At 66.1% G+C, this 14,740-nt stretch carries 13 protein-coding genes; 9 read left to right on the top strand and 4 right to left on the bottom strand.

Annotated features, from left to right (window positions below):
• Nucleotides 1-95 precede the first annotated feature (95 nt).
• Nucleotides 96-989, bottom strand: a complete 894-nt coding sequence (locus HZZ16_RS13230) for a substrate-binding domain-containing protein (RefSeq protein ID WP_197948890.1) — start codon at nt 987-989, stop codon at nt 96-98.
• A gap of 282 nt (nt 990-1,271) precedes the next feature.
• On the opposite strand from HZZ16_RS13230, the gene HZZ16_RS13225 reads away from it, so the two are divergent.
• Genes HZZ16_RS13225 through HZZ16_RS13215 form a run of 3 tightly spaced genes read left to right on the top strand, consistent with a single transcriptional unit; the run spans nt 1,272 to nt 5,229 of the window.
• The gene (locus tag HZZ16_RS13225) at nt 1,272-2,099 is read left to right on the top strand and encodes an ABC transporter substrate-binding protein (RefSeq protein WP_197948889.1); all 828 of its coding nucleotides are present in this window, start codon (nt 1,272-1,274) and stop codon (nt 2,097-2,099) included.
• A 60-nt stretch (nt 2,100-2,159) separates the two neighbouring features.
• Nucleotides 2,160-3,266, top strand: coding sequence for a molybdopterin-binding protein (locus HZZ16_RS13220; protein WP_197948888.1), 1,107 nt, complete (start codon nt 2,160-2,162; stop codon nt 3,264-3,266).
• Nucleotides 3,267-3,279: 13 nt separating this feature from the next.
• Nucleotides 3,280-5,229, top strand: a complete 1,950-nt coding sequence (locus tag HZZ16_RS13215) for a molybdopterin biosynthesis protein (RefSeq protein WP_197948887.1) — start codon at nt 3,280-3,282, stop codon at nt 5,227-5,229.
• Between the two features lie 13 nt (nt 5,230-5,242).
• On the opposite strand, the gene HZZ16_RS13210 is transcribed toward HZZ16_RS13215, so the two are convergent.
• From HZZ16_RS13210 to fdhD, 3 genes are all read right to left on the bottom strand, one after another.
• Nucleotides 5,243-5,479 carry a hypothetical protein gene (locus tag HZZ16_RS13210; RefSeq protein ID WP_197948886.1) on the bottom strand — a complete coding sequence of 79 codons (237 nt, stop codon included), beginning with the start codon at nt 5,477-5,479 and terminating at the stop codon, nt 5,243-5,245.
• Between the two features lie 80 nt (nt 5,480-5,559).
• Nucleotides 5,560-6,195, bottom strand: a complete 636-nt coding sequence (gene mobA / locus HZZ16_RS13205; protein WP_197948885.1) for a molybdenum cofactor guanylyltransferase MobA — start codon at nt 6,193-6,195, stop codon at nt 5,560-5,562.
• 1 nt (nt 6,196) lies between these two features.
• The gene (gene fdhD / locus HZZ16_RS13200) at nt 6,197-7,087 is read right to left on the bottom strand and encodes a formate dehydrogenase accessory sulfurtransferase FdhD (RefSeq protein ID WP_036011418.1); all 891 of its coding nucleotides are present in this window, start codon (nt 7,085-7,087) and stop codon (nt 6,197-6,199) included.
• Between the two features lie 210 nt (nt 7,088-7,297).
• Between fdhD and mobB the strand changes: the two genes are divergently transcribed.
• The 6 genes from mobB (at nt 7,298) to ybaK (ending at nt 14,740) form a co-directional block, all read left to right on the top strand.
• Nucleotides 7,298-7,825, top strand: coding sequence for a molybdopterin-guanine dinucleotide biosynthesis protein B (gene mobB / locus HZZ16_RS13195; RefSeq protein ID WP_197948884.1), 528 nt, complete (start codon nt 7,298-7,300; stop codon nt 7,823-7,825).
• Between the two features lie 9 nt (nt 7,826-7,834).
• A complete protein-coding gene (locus HZZ16_RS13190; protein ID WP_197948883.1) occupies nt 7,835-9,091 on the top strand; it encodes a molybdopterin molybdotransferase MoeA in 1,257 nt (418 codons plus the stop codon).
• Between the two features lie 46 nt (nt 9,092-9,137).
• On the top strand, nt 9,138-9,371 hold the full coding sequence (locus tag HZZ16_RS13185; RefSeq protein ID WP_036011410.1) for a sulfurtransferase TusA family protein: 234 nt from the start codon (nt 9,138-9,140) through the stop codon (nt 9,369-9,371).
• 290 nt (nt 9,372-9,661) lie between these two features.
• On the top strand, nt 9,662-11,368 hold the full coding sequence (locus HZZ16_RS13180; RefSeq protein WP_197948882.1) for an NADH-ubiquinone oxidoreductase-F iron-sulfur binding region domain-containing protein: 1,707 nt from the start codon (nt 9,662-9,664) through the stop codon (nt 11,366-11,368).
• Nucleotides 11,365-14,130, top strand: a complete 2,766-nt coding sequence (gene fdhF / locus HZZ16_RS13175; RefSeq protein ID WP_197948881.1) for a formate dehydrogenase subunit alpha — start codon at nt 11,365-11,367, stop codon at nt 14,128-14,130. The genes HZZ16_RS13180 and fdhF overlap by 4 nt, the downstream gene beginning before the upstream one ends.
• Before the next feature lie 136 nt (nt 14,131-14,266).
• Nucleotides 14,267-14,740 carry a Cys-tRNA(Pro) deacylase gene (gene ybaK, locus HZZ16_RS13170; protein ID WP_197948880.1) on the top strand — a complete coding sequence of 158 codons (474 nt, stop codon included), beginning with the start codon at nt 14,267-14,269 and terminating at the stop codon, nt 14,738-14,740.

Here is a 14,740-nt window from a genome sequence, read left to right as displayed (position 1 = left end):
TCCTCCCTGAGCCGGCTCGTTGGCCGTGTTGCTTGTCCGGGTATGGCCCGGCCGAATTGGTTTCTTTTGCAACTATTGGGGGGCTGGCGTCAATGTCAGGCTGCGAAGCGGATCTGTCCTGCGGGGGAGGGATCGTAGCCGGTCAGCTCCTCCGCGCGCTGGCGCAGCCGCCGCTCGTTCAGGAAGCGGAGCAAGGCCTGCATGGCGGGGCGGAAATAGCTGCGCTGCCGCATCGCAAGATCGAAATTCTCCCAGACCAGCGGCACGAAATCGAGACCGGCCGAGCGCGCCACCGCGCGCGTCGCGATGCCGCAATCGGCCTGGCCGGCGCGAACCAGCTCGGCAAGATCCGGGCCGGTCAGCGCCGGCGTCTCGATCCGGCGCAAGTCCCGCATCGAGGCGCCCGCGCGCTTCAGCAGCACGTCGAGCAGCATCTGCGCGCCCGTGCCCTGTTGCCGCATCGCCATCCGGGCCCCGGTTGCGAGCACGTCGGTCAGGCCGCGCAGGTGCTTGGGGTTGCCGTGTTGCAGCAGGAGACCTTCTTCGCGGCGCACGAACGCGACCAGCACCGCATCATGCAGGTCCGGCGTGGTCCGCAGCGCTTCGATACTGGCATCGCTGGCGAAATTGTCGCCGGTGTCGAGGGCGTGGAAGTGCACCGCCGCAGCCATCACCTCATTGCGCTGCAAGCGCTCGATCCCGCGCGCGCTGCCCTCGCTCATCGATCCGAGCCCCGAGCCGGACTCGCGCAAACTCCAATCGAGCAGATCGTCGTGGCTGCCGCCGACCACCGGCGGCGGCTCGCTGATCAACATGCCGGCCGGTCGCGCGAGGCCCGACAGGACCCAGAGGTCGAGCTCGTGCCGTGGGAAGAGCCATTTCCCCGTCACCTTGCTGCAGGGGATCGCACCGGTGGTGACGAGCTCGTAAAGCTTGCGTTCGCCGAGCCGAAGGTAATCGGCGGCTTCGCTGGTGGTCAGGAATTCCATCCTGCATTCCTATGCAAATTCTTGCTTCTTTTTGACGTCCGACGCAGGTGGAATTCTGCATTTCAGATTTTTGTCGCGGGGAACCATGCCCGATCATCTCGCTGCTTTGCAACACATCCGCACGCGCGATTTTTGCTTTGGTGAACGATCCTAAAGAGATCGCGCGCGCGGTGCGCCTCGATGAAGTTGCCGAAATTTCCCGGCCGGCAGTGCAAAAACGCGTCACGAGTGCGGCGCAATCGATCATCATCATGATCGCGTCAAACCTGAGGGAACCCGAGCATGGGCCGCCTGTCCGTTGCACTTGCGCTTCTCTGCGGCCTGGCCGCAGGCGTTGCGGCTTCGGCCGCAGAGGACCGCAGCATCGTCCTCGCTTCGACGACGGCGACGCAGGAATCCGGCCTGCTCGACTATCTGCTATCGATCTTCCGCGACAGGACCGGCATCGACGTCACCGTGATTGCGCGGCGCGCCGACGAAGTGCTCGATGGCGCGCGGCGGGGCGAGGTGGACGTCGTGCTGATGCACGCGCGGCCTCAGGAGGAGAAGTTCGTCGCCGACGGCTTTGGTGTGAAGCGCTACGACGTGATGTACAGCGATTATGTGCTGATCGGGCCGAAGAGCGATCCCGCGGGCGTAAAAGGCAAGGACATCGCGACGGCGCTGAAGGCGATCGAAGCCAAGGGCGCGCCGTTCGTGACGCGTGGCGATCGATCGGGCACTCATGCCGCGGAACTCGCGCTTTGGATCGTCGCCGGCATCGACATTGCCGGCGCCAAGGGCGCCTGGTATCGCGAGGCCGGCCCCGGCATGGCCGCCTCGCTCGAGGCCGCGCGCGCCGCCAATGCCTATGTGCTGGCGGATCGCCGCAGCTGGATCGCCTTCGTCGATCGCGGCGATCTTGACATCGTCGTCGAAGGCGACCGGCGGCTGCTCAACCAATATGGCGTGATGCTGGTGAATCCTGCGAAGTTCCCGAACGTGAAGAAGGACCTCGCGCAGACTTTCGTCGATTGGCTGACCTCGCCGGAGGGGCAGGCGGCGATCGCCGGCTACAAGGTCGACGGGCAGCAGCTGTTCTTCCCCAATTCGGACAGGTCGGGCGGCTGAGGGCTGAGGCTGGCACCGCCGGCGGTTGCCAAACCGGACGATGCATGGTCCTCATGGCGCATGACCCAGCGCCTGCCGCCCTCGCTCACGCCGCTCGACACCGCGCTCGCCGCGCTGCTGCGGGGCGTTGATCCCGTCGCGCCGGTGGAGGTGAAGCTTGCGGACGCAATCGGCTGCATCGCGGCGGGTGCGCCGATGCTTGCCGCCTATCCTTCCCGCGACGTTGCGGCCGTGGACGGTTGGGCCCTATCTGCCAACGATCTCGTCGGGGCATCCGCTTACTCGCCCGTGCCGCTGGCAATGTCCCCTGCATGGGTCGAGGCGGGTGAGGCGATGCCGGCGGGATGCGACTGCGTGCTCGATGCCGACGCCGTGGAAACGTCGGGGCCGCTTGCCCAGGTGCTCGCAGAGGGCGCGCCGGGGCAGGGTGTCAGGCGCGCCGGCAGCGACATTGCCGCGGGCATGGCCGCGGGCGCCGAGGGCCATCCCATCGGTGCGACGGACCTGCTGCTGGCGCGCGTGGCGGGCGTGGAGAAAATCGCCGTGAGGCGGCCGCGGCTGCGCATCGTCAATGTGCCGAGTGGAACAGTCGCGGCGCAGATGATTGCCGGGATCGCGCACGCAGCGGGACTGGATGTGGAAACGCGTGAGGCGCGTGCGCGCGATGAAGCGTCGATCGCCGATGCGCTCGATGCGTCCTCCTGCGATGTTCTGCTGACCATCGGCGGTAGCGGCGTCGGCCGCCAGGACGCCGCGATCGCGGCCCTCGCCCGGCGCGGCGAGGTGATGGCGCACGGCCTTGCGCTCCAGCCGGGACGCACCGCCGCGGTCGGCCGGCTGGGGCGGGTTCCCGCTATCGCCTTGCCCGGCTCGCCCGATCATGCGCTTGCAGCTTGGCTTGCACTCGTGCTGCCGTTCGTCAGCCGTTTGTCGGCGCGTCGGCCGCGTCGAAAAGTGTCGCTGCCGCTTGCGCGAAAGATCGCCTCCAGCGTCGGCATCACGGAGATCGCTTTGCTGGCTGAGGAACATCGTGCCTGGATGCCGCTTGCCGTGGGCGAATGGCCGCTTCAGGCCATCGCCCGTGCGGACGCTTGGCTGCTCATTTCCGCCAGCGACGAGGGATTTGCGGCAGGTACGCCGATCGATGCGGATCTGATGCGGGCGTGATAAGGGTTCTGGCATGACGATGATCCCGAAATCACCGGACCGCAGCGCGCTCGAGCAGGAGCAGTTCCTCAAGATCCTGTCGCGCGAGGAGGCCTTGGCGCGCTTCGAGGCGGCTTTGTTCCCGCGCGCGCGCCGCACCGAAACGCGCAAGCTCGCAGCTGCGCTGGGCGCTGCCCTCGCCGAAGATATCACGGCGCCGATCGACGTGCCGCCCTTCGACCGCTCCAATGTCGACGGCTTTGCCGTGCGTTCCGCCGACCTTGCGGCGGCCGGCGAGGGCGCGCCCGTGCGCCTTGCGCTGAATAGCGAGACCATTCATTGCGGGACCGCGCCGACGCTGCAGGTAGCGGCCGGAACCGCGACGGCGATCGCCACCGGAGGTCCGTTGCCGCGCGGCGCCGATGCCGTGGTGATGGTCGAGCACACCCAGCCGGCCGGCCAGGATGCCATCGATGTCCGTCGCGCCGTCTCGCCGGGGCAATTCGTCTCGTATGCCGGGTCCGACATCGCGCGCGGCGAGGCGCTGCTGCGCGCCGGCACCATCATCGGCTCGCGTGAGATCGGTATGCTGGCGGCTTGCGGCATCGCCGAGGTGAGCGTCGCGGGCAGGCCGCGGGTTGCCGTGATCTCCACCGGCGACGAGCTGGTTCAGCCCGGCGAGGTGCTCGCGCCTGCCGAGATCTACGATACCAATGGCGCCATCGTCGCCGCCGCGATCGACGAAAACGGTGGCGAGGCCGTCTTCCTCGGCGCCGTTCCGGACGACGAAGCCAGGCTCGAAACTGCCATGCGCAACGCGCTTGCGGACGCCGACATGCTGGTGCTGTCGGGCGGCACGTCGAAAGGCGCGGGCGACCTCTCTCATCGCATCATCGCCAGGCTCGGCGCACCCGGCATCATCGCCCATGGCGTCGCGCTCAAGCCCGGCAAGCCGTTGTGCCTTGCGGTGTGCGACGGCAAGCCTGTCGTGATCCTGCCGGGCTTTCCGACCTCGGCGATGTTTACCTTCCACGACATGATCGTGCCGGTGCTGCGCAGGATGGCCGGACTGCCGCCGCGCTCCGATGCCAAGGTGAACGCGACCGTGCCGGTGCGCATCGCCTCCGAGCTCGGCCGCACCGAATTCGTCATGGTTTCGCTGGTCCAGGCCAGGGAGGGGCTCATCGCCTACCCCTCTGGCAAGGGCTCTGGGGCGATCACGTCCTTTGCCCAGGCGGACGGCTTTCTGCGCATCGACGCACTGGCCGACCAGATGTCGGCCGGGACCGAGACGGAGGTGACGCTGTTCACGCCGCATGTACGCGTGCCCGATCTCGTCATCGTCGGCAGCCATTGCACCGGCCTCGATCTCGTCACTGCACAGCTCGCGCATGCCGGTCTCACCGTGCGCTCGATCGCGGTCGGCAGCCTGGGAGGATTGGCGGCGGCCAAGCGTGGCGAATGCGACCTCGCGCCGATCCATCTGTTCGACGACAAGAGCGAGACCTACAACACGCCTTACCTTGCCGAAGGACTCGAACTCGTCGCCGGCTGGCGGCGGATGCAAGGCGTTGTCTTCCGCAAGGGCGACAAACGCTTCGAGGGCCTGAGCGCAAAGGATGCTGTAGCCGCTGCGCTCGCCGACCCCACCTGCATCATGGTCAACCGCAACCAGGGCGCCGGCACGCGCATCCTGATCGACCGGCTGCTCGGCGGCGCGCGTCCGGAAGGCTACTGGAACCAGCCGCGCTCGCACAATGCGGTGGCGGCGGCCGTGGCGCAGCACCGCGCCGACTGGGGCATGACCATTGCGCCGGTCGCCCACGCCGTTGGCCTCGGTTTCATTCCGCTGGCCGAAGAGCATTACGATTTCGCGCTGGTGACCGCGCGCAAAGACCGGCCGGCCGTGCGGGCATTTCTCGACGCGCTGGGCTCGCACGCAGCGCGCGCCGCACTCGAGCGCGCGGGTTTCCGGCCTGCGTAGAAGACAACTAGGTCTACGGTTCCGACGCCTGGTCGGTGGCGCCGGCGGCTTGGTCCGGCTGCTCGCGCTTGCGGTCTCGCTCCTCGGCCTCGGACGGCGCACGCTGCGCGGCGGCTGGCAACGGCTTCGGGTCCGGCGGGACCTCGACGAGGTCAGGCTTGCTCAGCTGCTTCGTGCGATCGATCACATCCGAAACATCGAGCGCGAGATCGACGACACCGAAAACGACATCCAAGAGAGAGTCGGCCATGATTCATCCGGGGCAACATACCAATCGTTGGTCGCTCCCTTGCTCGGTCGGGTTCATGGCCAACAGCTCGACGCACCGGTTTAGGATGCGTCATCCAGCGCCGCCAGCCGCTCAGCCTCGGCAATGTCCTCGACCGTGTTGGCATTGAAGAACGGATCGAGCGGCTCGCTCGGCCACGTCACCGTCGCGAGCGGATAGCGCGCGGTCCAGCGGTCGATTTTGCGGAGGTCTTCGACCACGAGCGCGTGGCGCAGCTCCTCGCGCAATGCGACGCTCCACAGGCCGATCACCGGATGCGACTGCGCACCTGATGCGGCGACCGCAAGCTGCGCGTTCTCACGCGCGCGCGCCTCATGCAAGCGCACGACGAGATCGCGCGGCAGGAACGGGCAATCGCCGGCGGCGCTGAGCACCCATGCGATCTCCGGCCGGTTCGCCGCGGTCCAGTCGAGCGCCGCGAGGATGCCGGCGAGGGGACCGGGAAAGCCGGGCACGTCGTCGGCGACGACCTGCAAGCCGAACGCGGCAAAGCGAGCGGGATCGCCGTTGGCGTTCAGGATCAGTCCGCTGCACTGAGGCGCAAGGCGCGCGATCACGCGTTCCAGAATGGTGTGGCCGCCGATGGTGCGCATCGGCTTGTCGCCGCCGCCCATGCGCCGTGCGCGTCCGCCGGCGAGCAGCACGCCAAGAGTCGGCGGAACGCGCGCTGCGGACATGTCAGTCGTCACCGCCTTCACCCTTGCGCTTGTGCTTGGCCGATTCCTCTTCGACATAAGCGAGGTTCTGGTCGTAGACGATGCGCTCTTCGCCTGCGAGCGCGATGAAGCGCTTTCCGCGAGTGCGCCCGACCAGCGTCAGGCCGACCTGCCTTGCGAGATCGACACCCCAGGCTGTGAAGCCGGAGCGCGACACCAGGATCGGAATGCCCATGCGGACGGTCTTGATCACCATTTCCGAGGTGAGGCGTCCCGTGGTGTAGAGGATCTTGTCGGAAGCGTCGACACCGTGGCGGTACATCCAGCCCGCGATCTTGTCGACGGCGTTGTGGCGGCCGACGTCTTCGGTGTAGCAGAGGGGGGTGCCCTCCTTGCACAGCACGCAGCCGTGGATCGCACCCGCTTCCAGATAAAGCGAGGGCATGGTGTTGATGGTCTGCGTCATCTGGTAGAGCCAGGAGGTGCGCAGCTCCGCCTTGGGCAGCGCGACGCTCTCGACCGCCTCCAAGAGGTCGCCGAAGGCGGTGCCCTGCGCGCAACCGGAGGTCTGCGTGCGCTTCTTCAGCTTGGCCTCGAAATTGGTGTGGTGTGAGGTGCGCACGACGACTACTTGGAGGTCGTCGTCGTACTCGACCTCGGTGACCACGTCGTTATATTTCAGCATGTTCTGGTTCAGCAGATAGCCGAGCGCCAGATATTCCGGATAGTCGCCGATCGTCATCATGGTGACGATCTCCTGCGCGTTCAAATAGAGCGTCAGCGGCCGCTCCATCGGCACCTTGATCTCGACCCTGGCGCCGGTCTGGTCGGTGCCGGTCACGCTCTGGGTCAGGCGTGGGTCGTCCGGATTGGGGACGATCAGGGGTACCGGGGCTTTGTCGATCTTCATCATGGCGGCGAGGTTAGCATGACATTCGGATCAAGCCGATATATGCATGGTCGGTAATGGGCAAGATGCCTTCGTTCGTCATTGCGAGCGCAGCGAAGCAATCCAGGAATGCCCCCGCGGAGACAGCCTGGATTGCTTCGCTGCGCTCGCAATGACGGTGGAAAGGCTGGTAGTTCCATCGGCTAGCGAGCCGTTGGCGGAGATCGAACGGTCATGAAAGTCATCGGCCTTGCAGGCTGGAGCGGTGCAGGCAAGACCACGCTGTTGACGCGGCTGATCCCGCATTTCAACGCGCAAGGCCTGCGCGTCTCCGTGATCAAGCATGCGCATCACCAGTTCGACGTGGACGTGCCCGGTAAGGATTCCTGGCGCCATCGCGAGGCCGGCGCGGCGGAGGTTCTGGTCGCTTCGTCGAAACGCTGGGCGCTGATGCATGAGCTGCGCGGGGCGGCGGAGCCGCGGCTGCCGGAGCTGCTCGACAAGCTCTCCGCGGTCGATCTTGTCGTGGTCGAGGGCTTCAAGCGGGAGCCGCATCGCAAGATCGAGGTGCATCGTGCCGCCAACGGCAAGCCGCTGCTGTTTCCGGACGATCCCGGAATTGCCGGGATTGCGACTGACGTCGCGATTGACACGAGGCTCCCGACTGTCCATCTCGACGATATCGCGGCTGTCGCGGCATTGATGCTACGGGCGGCGATGCCGCTCGAGGAAGCTTTGGCAAGAAGCGCCGCAATACGCTGACGAGGCACCATGGCGCAACTGTCGGACGATTGCTTTGCCTTCGGCGGCCCGATGATGTCGGTCGACGAAGCCGTCGGCCTCATCACGACGCGCGTCAACGCGATCGTCGATCTCGAGACGGTGGCGCTGGTCGATGCCGACGGGCGCGTGCTCGCGGGCGATGTGGCCGCGCCTTTGCCGCTGCCTCCGTTCACCAACTCCGCCGTCGACGGTTATGCGCTGCGCAACGCCGACCTTCCGGCACGCGCGGAGCAGGCGTTCCCGCTCGACGGGCGTATCCAGGCCGGCGGACTTGCGCAAGCACCGATCAAGCCCGGCCACACCGCGCGCATCTTTACCGGCGCGCCGATGCCGCCGGACGCGGAGACCGTCTTCATGCAGGAGGACGTGCGCATCGATGAGTCCGGCAGGATCGTGCTGCCGCCGGGGCTGAAGCCGGGCGCCAATGTCCGGCCCGCAGGCGAGGACATTCCGCAAGGTCAGGTCGCGCTCCGCGCTGGCCAGCGCCTGCGGCCGCAACATGTCGCCCTTGCCGCCGCGTTCGGCCTGACAAGGCTCGACGTCGTCAGGCGCATCCGTGTCGCCGTGTTCTCGACCGGCGACGAACTGGCCTCGCCCGGCGAGCCGCGCGCCGCCTCGCAATTGTTCGATTCCAATCGCTTCATGCTGATGGCGATGCTGCGGCGGCTCGGCTGCGAGGTCAGCGATCTCGGCATTCTGCGCGACGAGCGAACGTCGCTGGCGAGCGGTCTGAAGCAGGTTGCGGGCGACCATGACCTCATCCTCACCACCGGCGGCGTCTCGACCGGCGAGGAGGATCACGTCAAGGCGGCCGTGGAGAGCATCGGCTCGCTGGTGCTGTGGCGGATGGCGATCAAGCCGGGCCGTCCCGTGGCGATGGGCATCATCGACGGCACGCCGCTGATCGGACTGCCCGGCAATCCCGTCGCGAGCTTCGTGACATTCGTCCACGTGGTGCGACCGACGGTGTTGGCGCTGTCGGGCGCCTTGCCGGAGCCGCTCTTGCCGATCCCGCTGCGCGCGGCGTTCACCTACAAGAAGAAGACCGGCCGGCGTGAATATGTGCGCGCCTCGCTGCGGCGCGCGCAGGACGGCGGGCTCGAGGCGATCAAGTTCCCGCGCGAAGGCGCCGGGCTCTTGTCCTCCCTGGTCGAGACCGACGGCCTCGTCGAGCTCGGCGAGGACATCACGAATGTCGAGCCGGGACAGGAGGTCGGTTTCCTGCCCTACGCCAGCCTGATCTGATGCCTCTCACGTTGACGCAGCTGCTCCGCCCCGCCATGGTGCGGCCATGACCAGGACGACACTTGATCTCACCGGGCTGAAATGCCCGCTGCCGGCCCTCAAGACGCGCAAGGCGCTCAAGCCGCTCAAGGCGGGGGACCAGCTCGAAGTTCACTGTACAGATCCGCTCTCTGTGATCGATATTCCCAATCTGATCCGCGAGACCGGCGACAAGGTCGAGATCACCGAGCGCAACGAGGCGCGCATCGTGTTCCTGGTCGAAAAGAGCGACGCCCCGTAGAAAGGCGAATGTTCACGGCGGCGGCCTGCGCTCCCGCCGCGCCTCAGGCGAATTCGATACGACTTCGCTATCGCAGCATGAGACGCCTTTATTGATCTCCCGCTCAATTCGGGCTTCGCTCGGCCCCGTTGAAGAACGCAGGGCCGTGCCCGGGGCAGATCCGGGATTGCCCCCGGGCTCTCTTGAGCTGTGCAGCGTAACCGCTTCCGCACGCATGATAATTTGCTTGGCATCTGGCATGCCAGAGGCTAAAAGTGAGCCGTTCTAGAAGACGAGATCGAGACGAATCGATGAGCCACGAGGACGTGCACAAGGTCCGCTCCTTCGAGCATCCCGGTGAGGGACGCCGACGCGCCAAGGCGACCCCCAAGGGGCGGCAGGTCGATCCCGAGGCCGCGCATGAGATCGAGTTGTTGCTTGGCGACAGGCCGCGACGACGCGATCTGTTGATCGAATATCTGCACCTGATCCAGGACAAGTATCACCAGATCTCGGCTGCGCATCTGGCCGCGCTCGCCGACGAGATGAAGCTCGCCTTCGCCGAGGTGTTCGAGACCGCGACCTTCTATGCGCATTTCGACGTGGTGAAGGAAGGTGAGCCCGACATTCCCCCGCTGACGATCCGCGTCTGCGATTCGCTCACCTGCGCGATGCTGGGCGGCGAGAAGCTGCTCGAGGATCTCAAGAGCGCGTCAGGTCCCGGCATCCGCGTCGTGCGCGCGCCCTGCGTCGGCCGCTGCGACACAGCGCCGGCAGCTGAGGTTGGGCACAATTTCGTCGACCACGCGACCGTCGCCGACGTTATGGCGACGGCGAAGGCCGGCGACACGCACGCGCATCTGCCCAAATATATCGAGTACGATGCCTACGTCGCCGATGGCGGCTACAAGCTGCTCAACCGCCTGCGCTCCGGCGAATTGTCGAAGGACGATCTCCTGAAAGCGCTCGACGACGCTTCGCTGCGCGGCCTTGGCGGCGCCGGCTTCCCCACGGGGCGCAAATGGCGCGCCGTGCTGGGCGAGCCCGGGCCTCGGCTGATGGCGATCAACGGCGACGAGGGCGAGCCCGGCACGTTCAAGGACCGCTACTACCTTGAAACCGATCCGCATCGGTTCATCGAGGGCATGCTGATCGGCGCGCACGTGGTGCAGGCGAGCGACGTCTACATCTATCTGCGCGACGAATATCCGGCCTCCCGCGAGATCCTCCAGCGCGAGATCGCAAAGCTTCCGCCAGGCGGCCCGACGCTGCACCTGCGCCGGGGCGCCGGCGCCTACATCTGCGGCGAGGAATCCTCTCTGCTGGAGAGCATCGAGGGCAAGCGCGGCCTGCCCCGGCACAAGCCGCCTTACCCGTTCCAGGTCGGCCTGTTCGGCCTGCCGACGCTGATCAACAATATCGAGACGTTGTGGTGGGTGCGCGATATCGTCGAGAAGGGCGCCGATTGGTGGAAGGGCCATGGCCGTCACGAGCGTCATGGTTTGCGCAGCTTCTCGGTCTCGGGACGCGTCAAGAATCCCGGCATGAAGCTCGCGCCCGCGGGCATCACCGTGCGCGAGCTGATCGAAGAATATTGCGGCGGCATGGCCGACGGTCATCAGTTCTACGCGTATCTGCCGGGCGGTGCGTCCGGCGGCATTCTGCCGGCCTCGATGGACGACATCCCGCTCGATTTCGGCACGCTGGAGAAATACGGCTGCTTCATCGGCTCGGCTGCGATCGTGATCCTATCGCACAAGGACAGCGTGCGGACAGCCGCACTGAACCTGATGAAGTTCTTCGAGGACGAGAGCTGCGGCCAGTGCACGCCGTGTCGCGTCGGTACCCAAAAGGCGGCGCTGCTGATGCAAAGGCCTGTCTGGAACCGTGCCTTGCTGGAAGAATTGAGCCAGGCGATGCGCGATGCCTCGATCTGCGGGCTCGGACAGGCGGCATCGAATCCGCTGTCCTCCGTGATCAAATATTTCCCTGACGAGTTCAAGGAAGCGGCCGAATGACCAAGATTACGTTCGAACTCGATGGCAAGCAGGTCGAGGCCAAGCCGGGCGAGACGATCTGGCAGGTCGCAAAACGCCAGGGCCGCGACATTCCGCATCTCTGCTACTCGCCGGCGCCGGACTATCGCCCCGACGGCAATTGCCGCGCCTGCATGGTCGAGATCGAGGGCGAGCGCGTGCTCGCCGCGTCCTGCAAGCGCACGCCGTCAGTCGGCATGAAGGTGAAGACCGAGAGCGCCCGTGCGACTGCTGCGCAGAAGATGGTGATGGAGCTGCTGGTCGCCGACCAGCCGGCGCGCGAGACCAGCCACGATCCGGATTCGAAGTTCTGGCACTGGGCCGAGACCACGGGTGTCACCGAGAGCCGCTTCCCCGCCGCCGAGCGCTGGGCAACCGATGCCAGCCATCCGGCGATGCGCGTCAACCTCGATGCCTGCATCCAGTGCGGCCTGTGCGTGCGCGCCTGCCGCGAGGTCCAGGTCAACGACGTCATCGGCATGGCTTATCGCAATGCCGGCGCCAAGATCGTATTCGACTTCGACGATCCCATGGGCGAGTCCACCTGCGTTGCCTGCGGCGAATGCGTGCAGGCCTGCCCGACCGGCGCCTTGATGCCGGCCGTGATGCTGGACGAGGCGCAGACCCGCGTCACGTATGCCGACCGGAAGGTCGATTCGCTCTGCCCGTTCTGCGGCGTCGGCTGCCAGGTCACCTACGAGGTCAAGGACGAAAAGGTGATCTATGCGGAAGGCCGCGACGGCCCCGCCAACCACAATCGTCTCTGCGTCAAGGGCCGCTTCGGCTTCGACTACATCCACCATCCGCATCGCCTGACGAAGCCGCTGGTGCGGCTGCCGAACGCGAAGAAAGATGCCAACGATCAGGTCGATCCGGCCAATCCGTTCACGCATTTCCGCGAAGCGAGCTGGGAAGAGGCGCTCGACATCGCCGCCAAGGGCCTCGTCAAGATTCGCGACGAGAAGGGCGTGAAGGCGCTGGCCGGCTTCGGCTCGGCCAAGGGCTCGAACGAAGAGGCCTATTTGTTCCAGAAGCTGGTGCGCACCGGTTTTGGCTCCAACAACGTCGACCATTGCACCCGCCTGTGCCACGCCTCGTCGGTCGCGGCACTGTTCGAAGGTCTCAGCTCGGGTGCAGTGTCGGCGCCGTTCGCCGCTGCCATGGATGCCGAGGTCATCTGGGTCATTGGTGCCAACCCCACCGTGAATCACCCGGTGGCGGCAACCTACATCAAGAATGCGGCGAAGAACGGCGCAAAACTGTTCGTGATGGATCCGCGCCGGCAGTCGCTGTCGCGCCATGCGACCAAACATCTGCAGTTCAAGCCGGGCTCCGATGTCGCCATGCTGAACGCGATGATCAACACGATCATCACCGAGGGCCTGACCGACGACCAGTACATCGCCGGCTACACCGAGGGCTTCGAGGACCTCAAGGAGAAGATCAAGGAGTTTACGCCGGAGAAGATGGAGCCGATCTGCGGCATCCCCGCCCAGACCTTGCGCGAAGTGGCGCGCACCTATGCGCGGGCGAAATCGTCGATCATCTTCTGGGGCATGGGCATCAGCCAGCACGTCCATGGCACCGACAATGCGCGCTGCCTGATCGCGCTCGCGCTGATCACCGGCCAGGTCGGCCGTCCCGGCACCGGCCTGCATCCGCTGCGCGGCCAGAATAACGTGCAAGGCGCCTCCGATGCCGGCCTGATCCCGATGTTCCTGCCGGACTACCAGCCGGTCGGCCGCGATGATTTGCGCGGCAGCTTCGAAAAGCTCTGGCAGCAGGATCTCGATCCCGTCCGCGGCCTGACCGTGGTCGAGATCATGAACGCGATCCATGCCGGCGAGATCAAGGGTATGTATATCGAGGGCGAGAATCCCGCGATGTCCGATCCCGACCTCCAGCATGCGCGCCACGCGCTCGCGATGCTCGATCATCTCGTGGTGCAGGACCTCTTCGTCACCGAGACCGCGTTTCATGCCGACGTGATCCTGCCGGCCTCGGCCTTCGCCGAGAAGGACGGCTCCTTCACCAATACCGATCGCCGCGTGCAGCTGGCGCGTCAGGTGATCAAGCCGCCCGGCGATGCGCGCCAGGATCTCTGGATCATCCAGGAGATCGGCAAGCGCATGGGCTTGCCGTGGAATTATGCCGGGCCTGGCGACGTCTTCACCGAGATGGCGGAGCTGATGCCATCGCTGAAGAACATCACCTGGGAGCGGTTGGTGCGGGAAGGCGCGGTCACTTATCCGGTCGACGCTCCGGACAAGCCCGGCAACGAGATCATCTTCACCACGGGCTTCCCGACTGCGAGCGGCCGCGGCAAGATCGTGCCGGCCAAGGTCGTCCCGCCGGACGAGATTCCCGACGATGAATATCCGATGGTGCTCTCGACCGGCCGCGTGCTGGAGCACTGGCACACCGGCTCGATGACCCGCCGCGCCCAGGTGCTCGACCAGATCGAGCCAGAGGCGGTCGCGTTCATGTCGCCGAAGGACATGCGCAAGAAGAAGCTGGTGCCCGGCGATTTCATTCGCCTGGAGACCCGCCGCGGCGCCGTCGAGGTCAAGGTCCGCTCCGACCGCGACGTGCCGGAGAACATGGTGTTCATGCCGTTCTGCTACGCCGAGGCGGCGGCGAACCTGCTCACCAACCCGGCGCTGGACCCGTTCGGCAAGATCCCGGAGTTCAAGTTCTGCGCAGCGCGTGCCGAGCGCGCCGAGATGCGGGACGCGGCGGAGTAGGGGACGTCATGGGTGGGGCGCATAGTGCCCACACCGTCATTGCGAGCGAAGCGAAGCAATCCAGACTGCCCCCTCGGCAGGATTCTGGATTGCTTCGTCGCTTCGCTCCTCGCAATGACGGTGGTAGATTTGGCTCATGTCCAAAGTCACCTCCGCCACACGCGCACTCACGGCCGCCGGTGTTTTCTTCACCGTTCACACCTACGACTATGATCCCGACGCCGAGAGTATCGGGCTCCAGGCGGCGGCCGCGCTCGGCGAGGACCCGGCGCGCGTCCTGAAGACGCTGATGGCGCTGGTCGACGGCAAGCCGGTCTGCGTGGTCGTGCCCTCCGACCAAGAGGTCTCCATGAAGAAGCTGGCCGCTGCGGCGAGCGGCAAGTCGGCGCAGATGATGAAGCCTCCCGAGGCCGAGCGCGTCACCGGCTACAAGGTCGGCGGCATCAGCCCGTTTGGGCAGCGCAAGCAGGTCGGCACCGTGATTGAGCAGAGCGCGCTCGCCCATGACCTGGTCTATCTCAATGGCGGCCAGCGCGGATTGCAGGTCCAGCTGAAGCCCACCGATCTGCGGGATGTTTTAAAGGCGGTCGTGGCGGATGTACTGGCTTGA

The sequence above is a fragment of the Bradyrhizobium glycinis genome (assembly GCF_016031655.1).
Classification (GTDB): Bacteria; Pseudomonadota; Alphaproteobacteria; order Rhizobiales; family Xanthobacteraceae; genus Bradyrhizobium; species Bradyrhizobium glycinis.
Note: the sequence above shows the minus strand (reverse complement) of the source record. Positions and strands in the feature narration are given on the sequence as shown.

Bases quoted from the DNA above. Each gene is read 5' to 3' on its own strand.
- HZZ16_RS13230 (WP_197948890.1), bottom strand. From the start codon at position 989: ATGGAATTCCTGACCACCAGCGAAGCCGCCGATTACCTTCGGCTCGGC.
- HZZ16_RS13225 (WP_197948889.1), top strand. From the start codon at position 1,272: ATGGGCCGCCTGTCCGTTGCACTTGCGCTTCTCTGCGGCCTGGCCGCA.
- HZZ16_RS13220 (WP_197948888.1), top strand. From the start codon at position 2,160: ATGACCCAGCGCCTGCCGCCCTCGCTCACGCCGCTCGACACCGCGCTC.
- HZZ16_RS13215 (WP_197948887.1), top strand. From the start codon at position 3,280: ATGACGATGATCCCGAAATCACCGGACCGCAGCGCGCTCGAGCAGGAG.
- HZZ16_RS13210 (WP_197948886.1), bottom strand. From the start codon at position 5,479: ATGGCCGACTCTCTCTTGGATGTCGTTTTCGGTGTCGTCGATCTCGCG.
- mobA (WP_197948885.1), bottom strand. From the start codon at position 6,195: ATGTCCGCAGCGCGCGTTCCGCCGACTCTTGGCGTGCTGCTCGCCGGC.
- fdhD (WP_036011418.1), bottom strand. From the start codon at position 7,087: ATGATGAAGATCGACAAAGCCCCGGTACCCCTGATCGTCCCCAATCCG.
- mobB (WP_197948884.1), top strand. From the start codon at position 7,298: ATGAAAGTCATCGGCCTTGCAGGCTGGAGCGGTGCAGGCAAGACCACG.
- HZZ16_RS13190 (WP_197948883.1), top strand. From the start codon at position 7,835: ATGGCGCAACTGTCGGACGATTGCTTTGCCTTCGGCGGCCCGATGATG.
- HZZ16_RS13185 (WP_036011410.1), top strand. From the start codon at position 9,138: ATGACCAGGACGACACTTGATCTCACCGGGCTGAAATGCCCGCTGCCG.
- HZZ16_RS13180 (WP_197948882.1), top strand. From the start codon at position 9,662: ATGAGCCACGAGGACGTGCACAAGGTCCGCTCCTTCGAGCATCCCGGT.
- fdhF (WP_197948881.1), top strand. From the start codon at position 11,365: ATGACCAAGATTACGTTCGAACTCGATGGCAAGCAGGTCGAGGCCAAG.
- ybaK (WP_197948880.1), top strand. From the start codon at position 14,267: ATGTCCAAAGTCACCTCCGCCACACGCGCACTCACGGCCGCCGGTGTT.